Origin of the sequence: Pseudonocardia oroxyli, from assembly GCF_900102195.1 — a bacterium.
Lineage (GTDB): Bacteria > Actinomycetota > Actinomycetes > Mycobacteriales > Pseudonocardiaceae > Pseudonocardia > Pseudonocardia oroxyli.
Window position 1 is genome coordinate 117,526 of sequence record NZ_FNBE01000002.1, and the last position, 14,952, is coordinate 132,477.

The following is a 14,952-nucleotide window of genomic DNA, read 5'->3' on the forward strand; positions in this document are numbered from 1 at the left end:
GGTGCGGGCCGGGGCTCCACTCCATCGAGTGAGGCGTGTCGGTGCGTGCGACCTGGTCAAAGGGTGAGTGGGCCACCCAGGCGGGACGCCTCCCGGGTGGCGTTCGTGGCCAGCGTGCCGCCGCGGCTCGCGGCGAGCTTCGCCGCGAGGTGCTCGCCGACCGTGACCGCCTCGTAGAGGGCCGGGTGGTCGGCGTCGACGCACGTCGGGAGGGGGGCGATGACGGCGTCGACGTTGCCGTCGTGGAAGAAGGCCGCGGAGCGGCGCGGGACCAGCACGCCGTCGACGCGCGGCGCCGCGACCCGGTGCATCGTGGAGATCCAGCGGTCGTTGGTCCAGCGCGCGAGGGCGTCCCCGAGGTTGACCAGCAGGGCGCCGGGGGCGGGCTGGACGGGCTGCCAGGCGCCCTCGTCGTCGAGGATCTCCAGGCCCGGCACCGCGTCCGCCCAGAGCACCGTGACGATGCCGTAGTCGGTGTGCGCGCCCATGCCGACCTGGTCGGCCTCCAGCTCGACGTCCGCGGCGGGGAGTCGGTAGTTGATCATGCGCAGGACGTCGATCGAATGGTCGGTGAAGGATGTCAGGCCCTCGTCGCCGAGACCGAGGGCGCGGCCGAAGACCCGGGTCATGGCGCGGGCGACGCGACCCGCCTCGGCGAACCACGCCTCCACGGCCTCGCGGAAGCCGGGGACGGCGGGCCAGACGTTCGTCCCGTAGCCCGCCTCCGAGAGGTCGAGGTCGGCGAACGAGGCCGCTTCGGTGCCGACGTTGAACGCCTCGAACAGGTCCGCCGCGCTCGTCAGGCCGAGGCTGTTGGCCAGCGACTCGCCCTTCGGCGGGGTGTAGCCGCGGTTCACGCCGGGCGGGCAGCGGTAGGCGGCCTTGGCTGCGGGGTCGGTGGCGAAGAAGGCGTCCGTGGCCGCGGTGAACGCCGCGAGGGTCTCCGCCGGGATCCCGTGCCCCACGACCTGCATGAACCCGACGGTCCGGGCGGCCCGGTCGACCGCCGCGGCGACCCCGTCCGGGTCGGTGCCGTCGAGGTACGGGGCGAGGTCGATGATCGGGACGTCGAGGACGCCGTTCGTGGTCCGGGCGACCGACATGGCTGCAGCTCCTTGCCGTGAATGATTGCTAGCAACTATCGTTCCGTACAGAACGACTGTCAAGAGCTGTCAGGAGGTCCGGTGGAGGACGAGGCGGTGCTCCATGCGCGGGTCGGTGCCACGATCCGCGCGCTGCGGGAGAAGTCCGGGCTCTCGATGCGCGAGCTTGCCCGGCGGGCGGGGGTCAGCCAGCCGTTCCTGTCGCAGATCGAGCGGGGGGCGAGCGCGCCGTCGATGATCACCACCTACCGGCTCGCCGAGGCGCTCGGCGAGCAGCCGGGCGCACTGCTCCCGGCGCCCGGCGAACCGGTCACGGTGGTGCGGGCCGGCGAGGGCCGGGCGATCCCGGTGGCGAACCGGCCGGACGCCGCGACGGGCCGCGCGCTGGTGATGCAGCCGGGCACCCCGCTCGAGGTGATCGAGTACGTGGTGGCGCCCGGGGAGTACCTCGAGGAGTGGTTCGCGCTCCCCGGCGAGCTGGCCGTCTACGTGGTCGACGGGGAGCTGGAGGTCGAGGTCGAGGGCCGCGCGCCCGTCGTCCTGGGGCCGCGGGACCTGGTCTCGCACTCCGCGGCGCTGCGGCACCGCTGGCGGGTGCACGGGGACGCCCCGGTGCACCTGCTCCTCGCCATCGCGCACCCGCCGGAGGGCCCGGCCCGCCGCCCGGCGGCCCGAACGGCCCAGCTCAGCGATCGTGAGCGGCGATAGTCGCCATGGCGACTATCGCCACTCACGGGGTTACGGGGTCAGGGTGTCGAAGCCGGTGTAGGGGACGAGGGCCTCGGGGATCCGCACGTTGCCGTCCGGCTGCTGGCCCTGCTCCAGGATCGCGACCAGGGTGCGGCCGACGGGCAGCCCCGAGCCGTTCAGCGTGGCCGCGAACCCGCGGGTGCCGTCCTTGGCCTTGGTGCGGATGCCCGCGCGGCGCGCCTGGAACGTGCCGAAGTCCGAGCACGAGCTGATCTCGCGGTAGGTGCCCTGGCTGGGCAGCCACACCTCGATGTCGTAGGTGTACTCGGCCGAGAAGCCGATGTCCCCGGCCGCGAGCCGCACCAGCCGGTAGGCCAGGCCGAGCTCCTGCATGATCGCCTCGGCGTGCCCGACCAGGACCTCCAGCTCCGCGCGCGACCGCGCCGGGTCCACGATCCGGACCAGCTCGACCTTCGAGAACTCGTGCAGCCGGATGAGCCCGCGGGTGTCCCGGCCGTACGACCCCGCCTCGGAGCGGAAGCACGGCGTGTGCGCGGTGTAGGCCAGCGGGAGCTCCTCGGCGGCGAGGGTCTCCTTCGCGTGCAGGTTGGTGAGCGGCACCTCGGCGGTGGGGATGAGGAACAGCTCGCGGTCCGCCACCTCGGTGCGGAACAGGTCCTGCTCGAACTTCGGCAGCTGACCCGTGCCCGTCATCGTGGGGCGGGTGACCAGCGTCGGCACCGACCACTCGGTGTACCCGTGCCGCTCGGTGTGGCGGTCGAGGAAGAACCGCGACAGGGCGCGCTCCAGCGCCGCACCGCGGCCCTTGAGCACGGCGAACCGCGGGCCGCTCAGCTTCGTGGCCCGCCCCAGGTCGAGGATGCCCAGCTTCTCGCCCAGGTCGACGTGGTCCTGCGGGTCCTCGACCGCGGGGATCTCGCCCCAGGTGCGGACGAGCTCCGCGTCCGCGTCCGACGCGCCGTCCGGCAGCTCGTCGGCGGGCAGGTTCGGGATCTCCAGGAGGTACTCGTTCAGCTCGGCCTCGAGGAGCTTGACCTCCTCCTCGGCGAGCGTGATCTGGGCCCGGGTCTCCTTGGCCTTCTCGATGATCGCGGGGCGCTCGTCCAGGGAGGCGCCCTTGACCGACTTCTGCAGCCGGTTGGCCTCGGCGCGACTCTCGTCCGCCTTCCGGATGGCCGCGTTGCGGCCGGCGGACAGGCGCTCGAGGCGTGCGACGTCGAGGGTGAAGCCGCGGCGCGCGAGCTTGCGCGCCGCGTCGGTCGCCGGGTCGAGCAGGACGCGAGGGTCGTGCATCGTTCGAGGGTATCGGGCGCGGTCGACCGGCTTTTCCTCCCCATCCGGGTGTGGCGCACGCCTCGGCCGCGTCGCAGGATGGGGCTCGATCCCGACAGTGGTGTTGAAGGAGCCGAGTGTGACCAGTCCAGTGGTGCCGTCGTACGCGTCGGGCGTCTCCGACGTCCCCCTGCTCGGCGACACGATCGGCGACAACCTCGACCGGACGGTGGCGGCGGACCCCGACCGCGAGGCCATGGTCGACGTCCCCTCGGGCCGCCGCTGGACCTACGCCCAGCTGCGCGCGGACGTCGACGCCCTGGCCCTGGGCCTGCACGAGTCCGGTCTGACCAAGGGCGACCGGGTCGGGATCTGGGCGCCGAACATGCCCGAGTGGACGCTGCTGCAGTACGCGACGGCCAAGCTCGGCGTCATCCTCGTGAACATCAACCCGGCCTACCGCACCCACGAGCTGGAGTTCGTGCTCAAGCAGGCCGGGATCGCGACGCTGGTGGCGGCGAGCGCCTTCAAGACCTCGGACTACGAGGCCATGATCGGCGAGGTCCGCGGCAACTGCCCCGACCTGCGCTCGGTGGTGATCATCGGGTCCCCGGAGTGGGACGCGCTGGCCGCGGCCACCGGTGAGCCGCCGCGGATCGAGCTCTCCCCGGACGACCCGATCAACATCCAGTACACCTCCGGGACCACGGGGTTCCCGAAGGGCGCCACGCTGAGCCACCACAACATCCTCAACAACGGCTACAACGTCGGGGCGCTGTGCGGGTACACCCCGGAGGACCGGGTCTGCATCCCGGTGCCCTTCTACCACTGCTTCGGCATGGTCATGGGCAACCTGGCGTGCACGTCGAACGGCTGCACCATGGTCATCCCCGGTCAGGGGTTCGACCCGCTGGCCACCCTGACCGCCGTCGCGCAGGAGCGGTGCACCTCGCTCTACGGCGTGCCGACGATGTTCATCGCCGAGCTCAACCACCCGGACTTCGAGTCGTTCGACCTGTCCAGCCTGCGGACCGGGATCATGGCCGGCTCGCCGTGCCCGGTCGAGGTGATGAAGCAGGTCGTCGCGCGGATGGGCATGGAGGAGGTCACCATCTGCTACGGCATGACGGAGACCTCCCCGGTGTCCATGCAGACCCGCCGGGACGACTCGCTCGAGCAGCGGGTGTCCACGGTGGGGCGGGTGCACCCGCACCTCGAGATCAAGATCGTGGACCCGGACACCGGCCTGACCGTGCCGCGCGGGGAGCCCGGCGAGCTGTGCACGCGGGGCTACTCGGTGATGCTGGGTTACTGGAACCAGCCGGACAAGACCGCGGAGTCGATCGACGCCGCCCGCTGGATGCACACCGGCGACCTGGGGATCATGGACGCCGACGGGTACGTCAACATCACCGGCCGGATCAAGGACATGGTCATCCGCGGCGGCGAGAACGTGTACCCGCGCGAGATCGAGGAGTTCCTCTACACCCACCCGGACGTCGTCGACGCGCAGGTCATCGGGGTGCCGGACGTCAAGTACGGCGAGGAGCTGTGCGCCTGGGTGATCCTGCGCGAGGGCGCCCCGCCGCTCGACGCCGCCGGTGTCAAGGAGTTCGCCGCCGGGAAGCTGGCGCACTACAAGGTCCCGCGGTACGTGCTCGTGGTCGACGAGTTCCCGATGACGGTGACCGGCAAGGTCCGCAAGGTCGAGATGCGGGAGAAGTCCGTCGGCCTGCTCGACCTCGGCGAGGCGGCCGCGGTGAAGAACGCCTGACATCCGGGGCGGATCAGGACTATTCTCGGCTGAGCGCGTCCCGGTGTCGCCGGGACGCGTTCGTCGTGTGTACGACGTGGTGGGAACGAACGAGGAACGGGTGAGCAGGGTGCCTACCGGCAGGGTCAAGTGGTACGACGCCGAGAAGGGCTTCGGTTTCCTCGCGCAGGACGGCGGTGAGGACGTCTACGTCCGCAAGGCCTCGCTGCCCCCCGGTGTGGAGGCGCTCAAGCAGGGACAGCGCGTCGAGTTCGGGATGGCCGAGGGCCGCCGCGGCCCGCAGGCGCTGTCCGTGCGGCTCGTCGAGAGTCAGCACTCCGTGGTCGAGGCCACGCGCAGGCCCGCCGAGGAGCTCCACGGCCTCATCGAGGACATGATCAAGCTGCTCGACGCGCGGGTCCAGCCGGACCTGCGGCGGGGCCGCTACCCCGACCGCAAGACCGCCAAGCTCGCCGCGGAGGTCGTCCGCGCGGTGGCGCGGGACCTGGACGGCTGAGTCGGCTGAGCCGGCTGAGGCGGCTCCGCTGCGCCGGCCGGGTCGGACCCGACGAACGGCGCGTGCGCTCACCGGGTGTGAGCGAGCGCGCCGTTCGTCGTCAGGGCTGGGCGACGAGGACCCAGGTCGCGCGGGCCGGGTAGTCGATCTCGCCGGTGTCCGGGTTGGCGACGGGGGCGGCGCCGAGGAGCTGGACCTGGGCGGTCTGCAGGACGTCCCCGGGCTCGGGGAGCGTGAGCGTGTAGCTCTCCTGCGCGTTCGGGGCGAAGACCGGGCTGCGGCCGGTGGTCTGCTGCCCGGCCGCGTCCACGTAGGCGAAGACGAGGGACCAGGGCGCCTCGGACACCTCCGACGGCACGCTGACCTCGACCGCGGTGCCCGCCGGGACGGGGAGCAGGGCTCGGGCCTGGTCGTCGTTCGTGCAGTCCCGGAGCCGGACGTCGCAGAACTGGGAGGGGCCCACGGTCACCTCCTGGCCGCTCACCGACCAGGTGACCTGCGGGTTCCCGCCGCCGCACCCCGCGAGCAGGAACAGACCGCCGAGCAGGACGAGCAGGGAGCGACGCACCCGGTCAGGCTACCGGCGCCGACTGCCGCTCCAGGACCGGTGCCTTCCCGCCGAGGCCCGGCACCAGCGACCTGCCCCGGGTGACCAGCCACGTCTGGACGCCGACGACGCCGACGACGGACGCGATCACGCAGAACCCGATCCAGAACGTGCTGTGCGGCAGCAGCACGCCGAGCGCGCCGCCGAACACCCACGCGAGCTGCAGGACCGTCTCCGACCGGCCGAAGGCCGACGCCCGCGACTCCTCGGGCAGGTCCCGCTGGATGACGCCGTCGAGGCAGACCTTGGCCAGGGCGCTGGCGGTGGCGCCGACCAGGCCGACGATCGCCGCCGTCGCGATCCCGGGGAACACCGCGGCGACGACCGACACCGCGCAGGCCGCGGCCACACAGCAGACGATCATGATCTCGGGGCGTTCGAAGCGCAGCCGGGAGCCGACGCCGTTGCCCAGGAACGAGCCCGCGCCCGCCGCCGCGCCGATGATCCCGATCAGGAACAGCTGCCGCGTCGCGTCCCCCTCGGCCTGCTGCTTGACCACGAACGCCACGAACAGGGTGAGGAACCCGGTCAGCAGCCGGGCGCCCGCGTTGCCCCACAGTGCGACCAGCACCGAGCGCCCGACCCTGGCCCGCTTGGCCTTGCGGGTGCTGCGCAGCCGGGCCGGCACCTCTCCCGAGGTGACCTCCACCCACTTGGGGATGCGGGCGCTGAGCACGGCGCCCGCCAGGCCGAGCGCCGCGGTGAAGTACAGCGCGCCCGGCGAGCCCCAGAAGTAGGCCACGCCGCTGGCGATGCCACCGAACACGCCGCCCGCGATCAGCCCGAACGTCGTCAGGCGGGAGTTGGTGGTGGCGAGGGTGATGCCCTCGGGCAGCACCCTCGGGGTGATCGCCGCCTTGAGCACCGTGAACGACTTCGACAGCACCATCGCGCCGAGCGCGGCGGGGTAGAGGATCCAGTTCTCGTAGTTCAGCGCCATGACCACGCACAGCGCGGCCCGGCCCACGAACGCGGCCGCCAGCGCGGCCCGCCTGCCCCGCTGCAGCCGGTCCAGCAGCGGGCCGATCACCGGGGCGACCACGGCGAACGGGGCCACGGTGATCAGCAGGTAGAGCGCCACGTTCGTCTTCGACTCGGCGGTGGCCGCGGCGAAGAACAGGGTGTTGGCCAGCGCGACGGCCACGGCGGCGTCGACCGCGTAGTCCATCATCGAGGCGTAGGTGAGGCTGGTGAGCCCGGAGCGGTCGGCGCCGTCCGCGTGCGCGGCGCGCTTGAAGGTGTTCACCGCGCGGCCGGTCAGCTGCCGGGTGCGCATCCCGGCCACCCGGGTGACCGTGAGCTTCTTCGGCATGCCCGGCGGAGCCTGGTCGGGCCGGGGTTCGGGCTCGGGTTCCGGGGCGGGCCCCGGCGGTGGCGGGGCCGGGTCCGGGGGCGCCGCGTTCGGGTCCCGGCGGTACTGGTGCGGGTCGTAGTCCGGGTCGTCGTGCCACGGGTAGCGGCGACGCACCGTGGGCTCGTAGGGGTCGTCGCGCGCCATGGGTCCCATTCTGCCCGGCGGGCTCAGCGCAGGCGCACCCGAAACGTCGACGGCCACCACTTTCCGGTGAGCAGGTACTCGTCGCCGGTGACGTGGGCGATGCCGTTGAGCACGTCGGCGTCCGCCCGCTGCGCGGCCGGGAGCAGACCCGAGGCGTCGATCTCGGCGGTCACCGCGCCTGTCTCGGGGTCCAGGCGCACGATCCGGTCGGTCTGCCAGACGTTCGCCCACACCTGGCCGTCGACGCACTCCAGCTCGTTGAGGTTCGTCACGCCGACGCTCACCGAGCCGGTCTCGGCGAACGTGCGCGGATCGTGGAAGTGCAGCCGGTCGGTGCCGTCGGAGCGGATGAGCCGGTCGCGGCCCGCGTCGAGGCAGAGCCCCCACCCCTCGCCCTCGTAGGGGACCCGGCGCAGCAGGGTCAGGGTGGCCCGGTCCCACTCCAGCGCGACGCCGTCCTGCCAGGTCAGCTGCCAGATCGTCGGCCCGACGACGGTGATCCCCTCGCCGAACAGCTCCGCCGGGATCGGCACGGCGCGGCGGGCGGCGCCGGTGGCCGGGTCGAGCTCGCGCAGCTGGGACCGCCCGACCAGCCCGGTGCCCTCGTAGAGGACGCCGTCCGCCAGCTCGAGGCCCTGGGTGAAGGCCGTGGGGTCGTGCGGGATCGTCTCCAGGACCTGCGGGCGCACCGGAGTCGGGGGTGCCGCGGTCGCCGCGCAGGCCGAGAGCAGGGCGGCCGCGGCGAGCAGAGCGGTGAGGGTCCGGCGCATCGCGGGTGATGATGCCGGCCGCCGACGGCGCGGATGGCACAATCGGACCCATGTCCACCCTCAGTGCGCCCCCCGCCCACGGCGTCGCCCTCGACCTGGCCGTCGAGGCCGTCGAGACCGCCCGGGCGGCGGCCGTCGAGGAGGCCACCGCCGACCTCGGCCCGGAGGCGGCGGCGGTCGCGGTCGGCGCGCACCTGGGCGCGGTCGTGGAGGACGGGTCGGCGGTCACGCACCGGTTCGCGGCGGACGTCGCGGGCTACCGCGGCTGGCTGTGGTCGGTGACCGTGGCCGCGGTCGAGGACGGGCCGGTCACGGTGTCCGAGGTGGTGCTGCTGCCCGGCGAGTCCGCGCTGGTCGCGCCGGGATGGGTGCCGTGGAGCGAGCGGATCCGGCCCGGTGACCTCGGCCCCGGCGACCTGCTGCCCGTGGAGCCGGACGACTCGCGCCTGGTGCCCGCGTACGTGCAGTCGGACGACCCGGCCGTCGAGGAGGTCGCGGTCGAGATCGGCCTCGGCCGCACCCGGGTGCTGTCCCGCGAGGCCCGCCAGGACGCGGCGGAGCGCTGGCAGGACACCCACGGTCCCGACTCGGACATGGCCCGCGCCGCCACCGAGGTGTGCGGGACCTGCGGCTTCTTCCTGCCCCTGGAGGGCTCCCTGCGCGGCGGCTTCGGCGCCTGCGCCAACCAGTACTCGCCCGCGGACGGCACGGTCGTGTCCGTGGAGTTCGGGTGCGGTGCGCACTCCGAGATCGAGGTGCGGGTCGGCTCGCCGGTCCCCGTCTCCGCCCTGGTCTACGACGACGGCGTGGACCTCGAGGACCGCTCCTGAACGACCCGGTCGACCCGTTCGACACCGCGGGTCTGCGCGCCGCCCTGCTCGCCGCCTGGGCGGACTCCCCGACGCGCTTCCGGGAGGACGCCAACGCCGAGGAGGACCTGGTCCTCGGCGGGTACGCCGCGACCTGGTTCGTCGAGCTCGCGCAGAACGCCGCCGACGCGGCCGGCGTGCCCGGCCGGGTCCGGGTCGCGGTGGCGGAGGACGAGCTCCGGGTCGCGAACACCGGTGCCCCGCTGACCGCCGCGGGCGTCGCCGCGCTCGCCTCCCTGCGTGCCTCGGCGAAGCGGGACGACCCCGGCTCGGCGGGGCGCTTCGGCGTCGGGTTCGCGGCGGTGCTGCCGCTGTCGTCCGCGCCGCGGGTCGTGGTCGGGACCGGCGTCGGGGTGCGGTTCTCCGAGGCGGACACGCTCGCCGCCGTGCGGGAGCTCCCCGGGCCCGCCGCCGAGCTCGCGCGCCGCGGCGGGGACACGGCGCCGGGGCGGGCCCCGGTGCTGCGGCTGGTCTGGCCGGTCGAGGCGGACGAGCCCGGCCCGCCCGCCGGGTACACGACCGAGGTGCGGCTGCCGTTGCGCGAGCCCGGGTCGGCGGCCCGCCTGCTCGCCGCGGCCCGCGCGGCGGCGCCCGACCTGCTGCTCGCCCTGCCCGACCTCGCGGAGATCGAGGTCGACGGGGCCGTGGTGTCCCGGAGCCACACCGACGGCGTGACGGACGTGGGCGGGGCGCGCTACCGCCTGGTGCGTGCGGTGGCCCGGGTCGACGAGCCCGGTACCGCCCTCGAGGAACGCGGGCGGCGCGAGCGCGGGGTGTGCTGGGCGCTGCCGGTGTCCGCGGACGGGTCGCCCGCGCCGTTCGCACCGGACGCGGGCGAGGTGCTGCACGCGCCCACCCCCTCCGCGGAGCGGCTGAGCCTGCCCGCCCGGTTGCTCGCCGACCTGCCGATGGATCCCGACCGCCGTCGCTTCCGGGCGGGCCCGGCCGCGGACGCCGTGCTGGGCGCCGCGGCGTCGGCGTACGTGGAGCTGGTGCGCGCGGTGGCGCCCGCGGACCGGTTGTCGCTGGTCCCGGCTCCGGGTTTCCCGCTCTCCGAGCTCGACGGGGCCCTGCGCACGGGGGTGCTCGAGGAGCTGGCGGGCCGCGCCTGGCTGCCCGCCGCGCAGGCGGAGGTGTCGGAGCTGGTGCCGCGGCGGGCCGAGTGGCTCGACCTGCCGGGCGCCGACGGGCTCGCCGCGCTGCTCGCCGCGGCCGACGACGGCTTCGCCCGGCTCGCCGCGGTGGACCCGCGGGACGCGGCGCTGCTCACCGGGCTCGGGGTGCGGCGGGTGTCCGCGGCGGAGCTGACCGACCGCCTGCACGCGGTGGAGCGGGAGCCGGGCTGGTGGCGCGGGCTGTACGCGGTGCTGGAACCCGCGCTGGACACCGTGCCGGGGCTCGCGGAGGACCTGCGCGCCCTGCCCGTGCCGCTGGTCGACGGGCGGCTGGTCGCCGGGCCGCCGTCGGTCGTGATCGGCGCCGACGAGGGGGGCGGGAGCGTCGCGGGCCGGACGCTCTCGTCACCGTCGGCGGGCGAGGCGTCCGGTGAGTGGGACAGGAGCGTCCCGGGCCGGACGCTCGGGTCACCCTCGCCGCGTGTGGGGGGCGGGGGGTTCGGGGCCGTCGCGGCGCTCGGGCTGCCGGGGTTGCACGTCGTCGCGCCCGAGGCCGTGCACCCGCTGCTGCGCAGGCTCGGTGCCCGGGAGGTCGACGGGCCCGCGTTGCTGGAGCACCCGGCGCTGCGCGCGGCCGTGGAGCGGTCGGTGGACGACGCGGAGGCGGGCCTCGACCCGGCGCCGCTGGCCGCCGCGGTCCTCGGGTTGCTGCGGGAGCCGACGCCGGGGTTCGGCGCGCTCGCGCTGCCGGACGACGAGGGGGTGCCCAGTCGCGCCGACGAGCTGGTGCTGCCGGACGCCGCCGTCCGGCCGCTGCTGGACGCCGACGCCCCGGTCGGCGTCCTCGCCGCCGACTGGGCCGCCCGGTTCCCCCGCGAGGCGCTGGTGGCGGCGGGGGTGCTCGACGGGTTCGCGGTCGTCGTCGACGAGGAGCCCACGGGCCCCGACCACGACCTGCACGACGAGGACCTCTGGTGGGACCGCGCCGGGGACGCCGAGCCGACCCGGGTCGTCGCGGTGCGCGACCTCGACCTCGTCGCCGACGACGCCTGGCCGGGCGCCCTCGCGCTCCTCGCGGGCACGCCCGCCACCCGCGCCGCGCTGCTCGAACCCGGCGGCTACACGAGCTGGTGGCTCGCCCGCCACGCGCTGCTCGCCGGCCGGGAACCGGGCTTCTGGCGGTCGCCGTCGGCCGAGACGATCGCGGGCCTCTACGACCCCGCCCCGAGCAGCCTCGACGACGCCGTGCTCGCGGCGGTCGGGGTGCGGACCGGGCTCGCCGTCGCGGACACGCGTGAGGCCGCCGACCTGCTGGAACGGCTCGCCGACCCGAGCCGCACGGTGTCGCCGGAGCTCGGGGCGCGGGCGCACGAGGCGCTGGCGGACGCGGTCGCGGACGGCCGGGTGGACGTGGCCGCGCTCGACCTGCCGGACCGGGTCCGGTCGCTGGCCGGCACGGTCGTGTCCGTCGACGACGCCGTCGTCCTCGACGCGCCGTGGACGGCCGCGGTGCTGCCCGCCGCCGAGCTCGTGGTGGGCGGCGAGCCGACGGCGCTGGCCGAGATCCTGGATCTCCCGCTCGCGTCGGAGGTCGTCGCGGGCGAGGTGGTCGGTGCGGGCCGGGCGGTCGCCTGGGTGGACCTGCCGGAGGTCGTGGTGGCGTGCCGCACAGCGGGCCTCGCGCCGCCCGCCGGATTCGTCTGGTCCCACGACACCCTGGAGATCGACCTGACCCGGCCCGAGAAGGCCAGGCGCAGGGTCCCGACCTGGGTCGACGAGGCCGGGCGGGTGCACGCCGACGATCCCGTCCGGGCCCTGCTCGCCCACCGCGCCGCCCACCCCGGGCGACCGGCGGGCGGCGCGGTGCCGGGCGCGTGAGCGTGCTAGGAAGAAGCATGTGAACATCCCGGTCCGTGGGCGTGTCGCCGTCCTGTCGGTGCACACCTCCCCGCTCGAGCAACCCGGCACGGGCGATGCGGGCGGGATGAACGTCTACATCGCCGAGACCGCCACCCGCATGGCGCGCCGCGGGGTCCCCGTGGAGATCTTCACCAGGGCCACGTCGTCGGAGCAGCCGCCGGTCGCCGAGCTCGCGCCCGGCGTGCTCGTCCGGCACATCGCCGCGGGTCCGTTCGAGGGGCTCGGGAAGAACGACCTCCCCGGTCAGCTGTGCGCCTTCACCGCGGGCGTGCTGCGGACCGAGGCGCACCACGAGCCGGGCTGGTACGGCGCGGTGCACTCGCACTACTGGCTCTCCGGTCAGGTCGGGTGGCTGGCCAGGGACCGCTGGGGCGTGCCGCTGGTGCACACCGCGCACACCCTCGCCCGGGTCAAGAACGCCGCGCTCGCCGAGGGCGACGAGCCCGAGCCGATGGTCCGGGTCATCGGCGAGGACCAGGTCGTCGCCGAGGCGGACCGGCTGACCGCGAACACCGACACCGAGGCCCGCCAGCTGGTGGAGCTGTGCGGGGCGGACCCGCTGCGCACGGTCGTGATCCCGCCCGGGGTGGACCTCGACCGCTTCCGTCCCGGCGACCGGGTGGCCGCGCGGGCCCGGCTGGGCATCCCGCGGGACGCCGTGGTGCTCGGGTTCGTGGGGCGGATCCAGCGGCTCAAGGCCCCGGACGTGCTGTTGCGGGCGGCCGCCGAGATGCTGCGCCGCGATCCCGGGCTGCGCGCGCGCCTGGTGGTGCTGGTCGCGGGCGGGCCCTCCGGGTCCGGGCTCGCCGAGCCCACGTCGCTGCAGGAGCTGGCGGCGCACCTGGGGATCGCCGACATCGTCCGGTTCCTGCCGCCCCAGGCGGGCGCCGCGCTGGCCACGGTCTACCGGGCCGCGGACGTCATGGCGGTGCCCAGCCACAACGAGTCGTTCGGGCTGGTCGCCCTGGAGGCCCAGGCCTGCGGGACGCCGGTCGTGGCGGCGGACGTCGGCGGGCTGCCGGTCGCCGTCGCCGACGAGCGGTCCGGGCTCCTGGTCCCGGGGCACGGGTCGGAGCAGTGGGCCTCGGCGTTGGCCTCGGTGGCGCTGGACCCGGCGCGGCGCGAGCGGCTGGCGGCGGGCGCCGTGGCGCACGCCCGGGACTTCTCCTGGGACCGCACGACGGACGCGCTGCTGGCCACCTACGCGGACGCGGGCCGCGAACACGCGGCCCGGCTGCGGCGCAGGCTCGTCGCGGGCATCATCGAGGGGTGAACCCGGAGATCATCGCAGGGATCGAGAAGGCGCTCGACGAGCTGGAGGTCCCGCACACCCGCCGGGAGCCGGGCCAGTACCTGGTCACGCTGGAGGGCGAGAACCGGCTCAACACCCCGACCTGGCTGATCGTGCGCGAGCAGACCGTGTTCGTGCAGGCCTTCGTGTGCAGGCAGCCCGACGAGAACCACGAGGGCGTCTACCGGTTCATGCTGCAGCGCAACGCCCGGCTCTACGGCGTGCACTACGCGCTGGACCGGGTCGGGGACATCCATCTCGTCGGGCGCATCCCCTTCGCGGCGGTGAGCGCGGACGAGGTCGACCGGGTGCTCGGGCAGGTGCTCGAGGCCGCGGACGGGGACTTCAACACCTTCCTCGAGCTGGGCTTCGCGGAGTCGATCAAGCGCGAGTACGCCTGGCGGAGCGACCGGGGCGAGTCGCTGGCGAACCTGAAGGCCTTCGAGCACCTCGTCACGTGAGTTCCCCCCGGTGCAACCCGATCGGCCACTTCCTCCGTCCTGGGGTCGAACCGGACCTCGGAGGGTGACATGCAGCTGGTGGCGGAGCGGGCGGGGCTGTCCCGGACCCCAGGGACCCCACGGACCCCGCGGACCCCACGGACACGGCGTGGGCGCTGGGTCGCGGGGATCGTCGCGGGGGTGATCGTGCTGGGCTCCGCCTCGGTCGTGGCGGGGGTGGCACTGGAGTCCGGCGGGGTGAGCGGCGCCGCCGCGCCGGACACCGGCACCGCGGAGGTCGGGGGCTACAGCGGTCCGACTGCGGAGTTCGCCCCGAGCAGCCCGGCGATCGCGGACCGCAGCAGCGCGCCGGGGATCGCGCCGCTGGATCCCGGCCTCGCGGGGATGGACGTGATCCGCACCGCGACGCTGACCCTGCAGGTCGCCGACCCGGCGGTCGCGGCGGGCGAGGTCCGTGGCGCGGTGGCCGCCGTGGGCGGGTTCGTGGCGCAGGAGCGCAGCGTGGGGACCTCCTCGGCCGGGTTCACCCTGCGCGTGCCGACCGACCGGCTCGACGCGTTCACCGAGCGGATCGCGGGCCTCGGCACGGTGACCGCGCGGGGCGGCGAGACCCAGGACGTCGGTGGGCAGGTCGCCGACCTCGACGGCCGGGTCGCGGCCCAGCAGGCGAGCGTCGCGCGGGTGCGCGGGCTGCTCGACCGGGCCACCACGATCAGCGAGATCGTCTCCGTGGAGGCGGAGCTCGCCTCCCGCGAGGCGGACCTGGAGTCCCTGCAGCGGCGGGTCGCGGTGCTGCGGGACCAGGTCTCGATGGCGACCGTGGAGCTCTCCCTGACCCCGGTCGTCGCGCCGCCGCCGCCCGCGACCGGCGGTTTCCTCGGCGGCCTCGCCGTGGGGTGGCAGGGGCTGCAGTCCATCGGCGTGGCGGTGCTCGCGGTACTGGGGTTCGTGGTGCCGATGCTCCCGGTCGTCGGGGTGCTGGTGGGACTCGGCTGGTTCGTCCGACGGCGAGTGGTGCGGCGCCGCCGTCCGGCACCGACGGTGGACGAGCCGGTGTCGTGAGTG

Annotated in this window: 13 protein-coding genes; 8 read left to right on the forward strand and 5 right to left on the reverse strand. The window is 74.9% G+C overall.

Annotated features, from left to right (window positions below; genetic code table 11):
- Positions 1-56: 56 nt before the first annotated feature.
- On the reverse strand, positions 57-1,103 hold the full coding sequence (locus BLS43_RS03155; protein ID WP_093076445.1) for an isopenicillin N synthase family dioxygenase: 1,047 nt from the start codon (positions 1,101-1,103) through the stop codon (positions 57-59).
- An 81-nt stretch (positions 1,104-1,184) separates the two neighbouring features.
- On the opposite strand from BLS43_RS03155, the gene BLS43_RS03160 reads away from it, so the two are divergent.
- Complete coding sequence (locus BLS43_RS03160; protein WP_245707269.1) at positions 1,185-1,811, forward strand: helix-turn-helix domain-containing protein; 627 nt, start codon at positions 1,185-1,187, stop codon at positions 1,809-1,811.
- Positions 1,812-1,841: 30 nt separating this feature from the next.
- Here BLS43_RS03160 and serS read toward each other — a convergent pair whose 3' ends face one another.
- Positions 1,842-3,107 carry a serine--tRNA ligase gene (gene serS / locus BLS43_RS03165; RefSeq protein ID WP_093076451.1) on the reverse strand — a complete coding sequence of 422 codons (1,266 nt, stop codon included), beginning with the start codon at positions 3,105-3,107 and terminating at the stop codon, positions 1,842-1,844.
- Positions 3,108-3,225: 118 nt separating this feature from the next.
- Here serS and BLS43_RS03170 point away from each other — a divergent pair, with 118 nt between their 5' ends.
- Complete coding sequence (locus BLS43_RS03170) at positions 3,226-4,860, forward strand: AMP-binding protein (RefSeq protein WP_176921147.1); 1,635 nt, start codon at positions 3,226-3,228, stop codon at positions 4,858-4,860.
- A gap of 109 nt (positions 4,861-4,969) precedes the next feature.
- Positions 4,970-5,356, forward strand: a complete 387-nt coding sequence (locus BLS43_RS03175; protein WP_093077383.1) for a cold-shock protein — start codon at positions 4,970-4,972, stop codon at positions 5,354-5,356.
- Positions 5,357-5,456: 100 nt separating this feature from the next.
- Here BLS43_RS03175 and BLS43_RS03180 read toward each other — a convergent pair whose 3' ends face one another.
- The 3 genes from BLS43_RS03180 to BLS43_RS30860 are packed head-to-tail and all read right to left on the reverse strand — an operon-like array spanning position 5,457 to position 8,231.
- Entirely contained in the window at positions 5,457-5,924 is a 468-nt protein-coding gene (locus BLS43_RS03180; protein ID WP_093076457.1) for a DUF2771 family protein, read from the reverse strand.
- A gap of 4 nt (positions 5,925-5,928) precedes the next feature.
- Positions 5,929-7,461, reverse strand: a complete 1,533-nt coding sequence (locus BLS43_RS03185; protein WP_093077386.1) for an MFS transporter — start codon at positions 7,459-7,461, stop codon at positions 5,929-5,931.
- A gap of 23 nt (positions 7,462-7,484) precedes the next feature.
- Positions 7,485-8,231 carry a glutaminyl-peptide cyclotransferase gene (locus BLS43_RS30860; RefSeq protein ID WP_093076460.1) on the reverse strand — a complete coding sequence of 249 codons (747 nt, stop codon included), beginning with the start codon at positions 8,229-8,231 and terminating at the stop codon, positions 7,485-7,487.
- 50 nt (positions 8,232-8,281) lie between these two features.
- On the opposite strand from BLS43_RS30860, the gene BLS43_RS03195 reads away from it, so the two are divergent.
- From BLS43_RS03195 to BLS43_RS03215, 5 genes are all read left to right on the forward strand, one after another.
- The gene (locus tag BLS43_RS03195; RefSeq protein WP_093076462.1) at positions 8,282-9,061 is read left to right on the forward strand and encodes a DUF3027 domain-containing protein; all 780 of its coding nucleotides are present in this window, start codon (positions 8,282-8,284) and stop codon (positions 9,059-9,061) included.
- Entirely contained in the window at positions 8,962-12,093 is a 3,132-nt protein-coding gene (locus BLS43_RS03200; protein ID WP_093076464.1) for a sacsin N-terminal ATP-binding-like domain-containing protein, read from the forward strand. The genes BLS43_RS03195 and BLS43_RS03200 overlap by 100 nt, the downstream gene beginning before the upstream one ends.
- A gap of 19 nt (positions 12,094-12,112) precedes the next feature.
- A complete protein-coding gene (mshA, locus tag BLS43_RS03205) occupies positions 12,113-13,408 on the forward strand; it encodes a D-inositol-3-phosphate glycosyltransferase (protein ID WP_093076466.1) in 1,296 nt (431 codons plus the stop codon).
- Positions 13,405-13,887, forward strand: coding sequence for a type III secretion system chaperone family protein (locus BLS43_RS03210; protein ID WP_245707270.1), 483 nt, complete (start codon positions 13,405-13,407; stop codon positions 13,885-13,887). Before mshA ends, BLS43_RS03210 begins: the two co-directional genes overlap by 4 nt.
- Positions 13,888-13,956: 69 nt before the next feature.
- Positions 13,957-14,949 (forward strand): DUF4349 domain-containing protein, encoded by a 993-nt coding sequence (locus tag BLS43_RS03215; RefSeq protein WP_093076468.1) that lies wholly within the window; start codon positions 13,957-13,959, stop codon positions 14,947-14,949.
- Positions 14,950-14,952 lie beyond the last annotated feature (3 nt).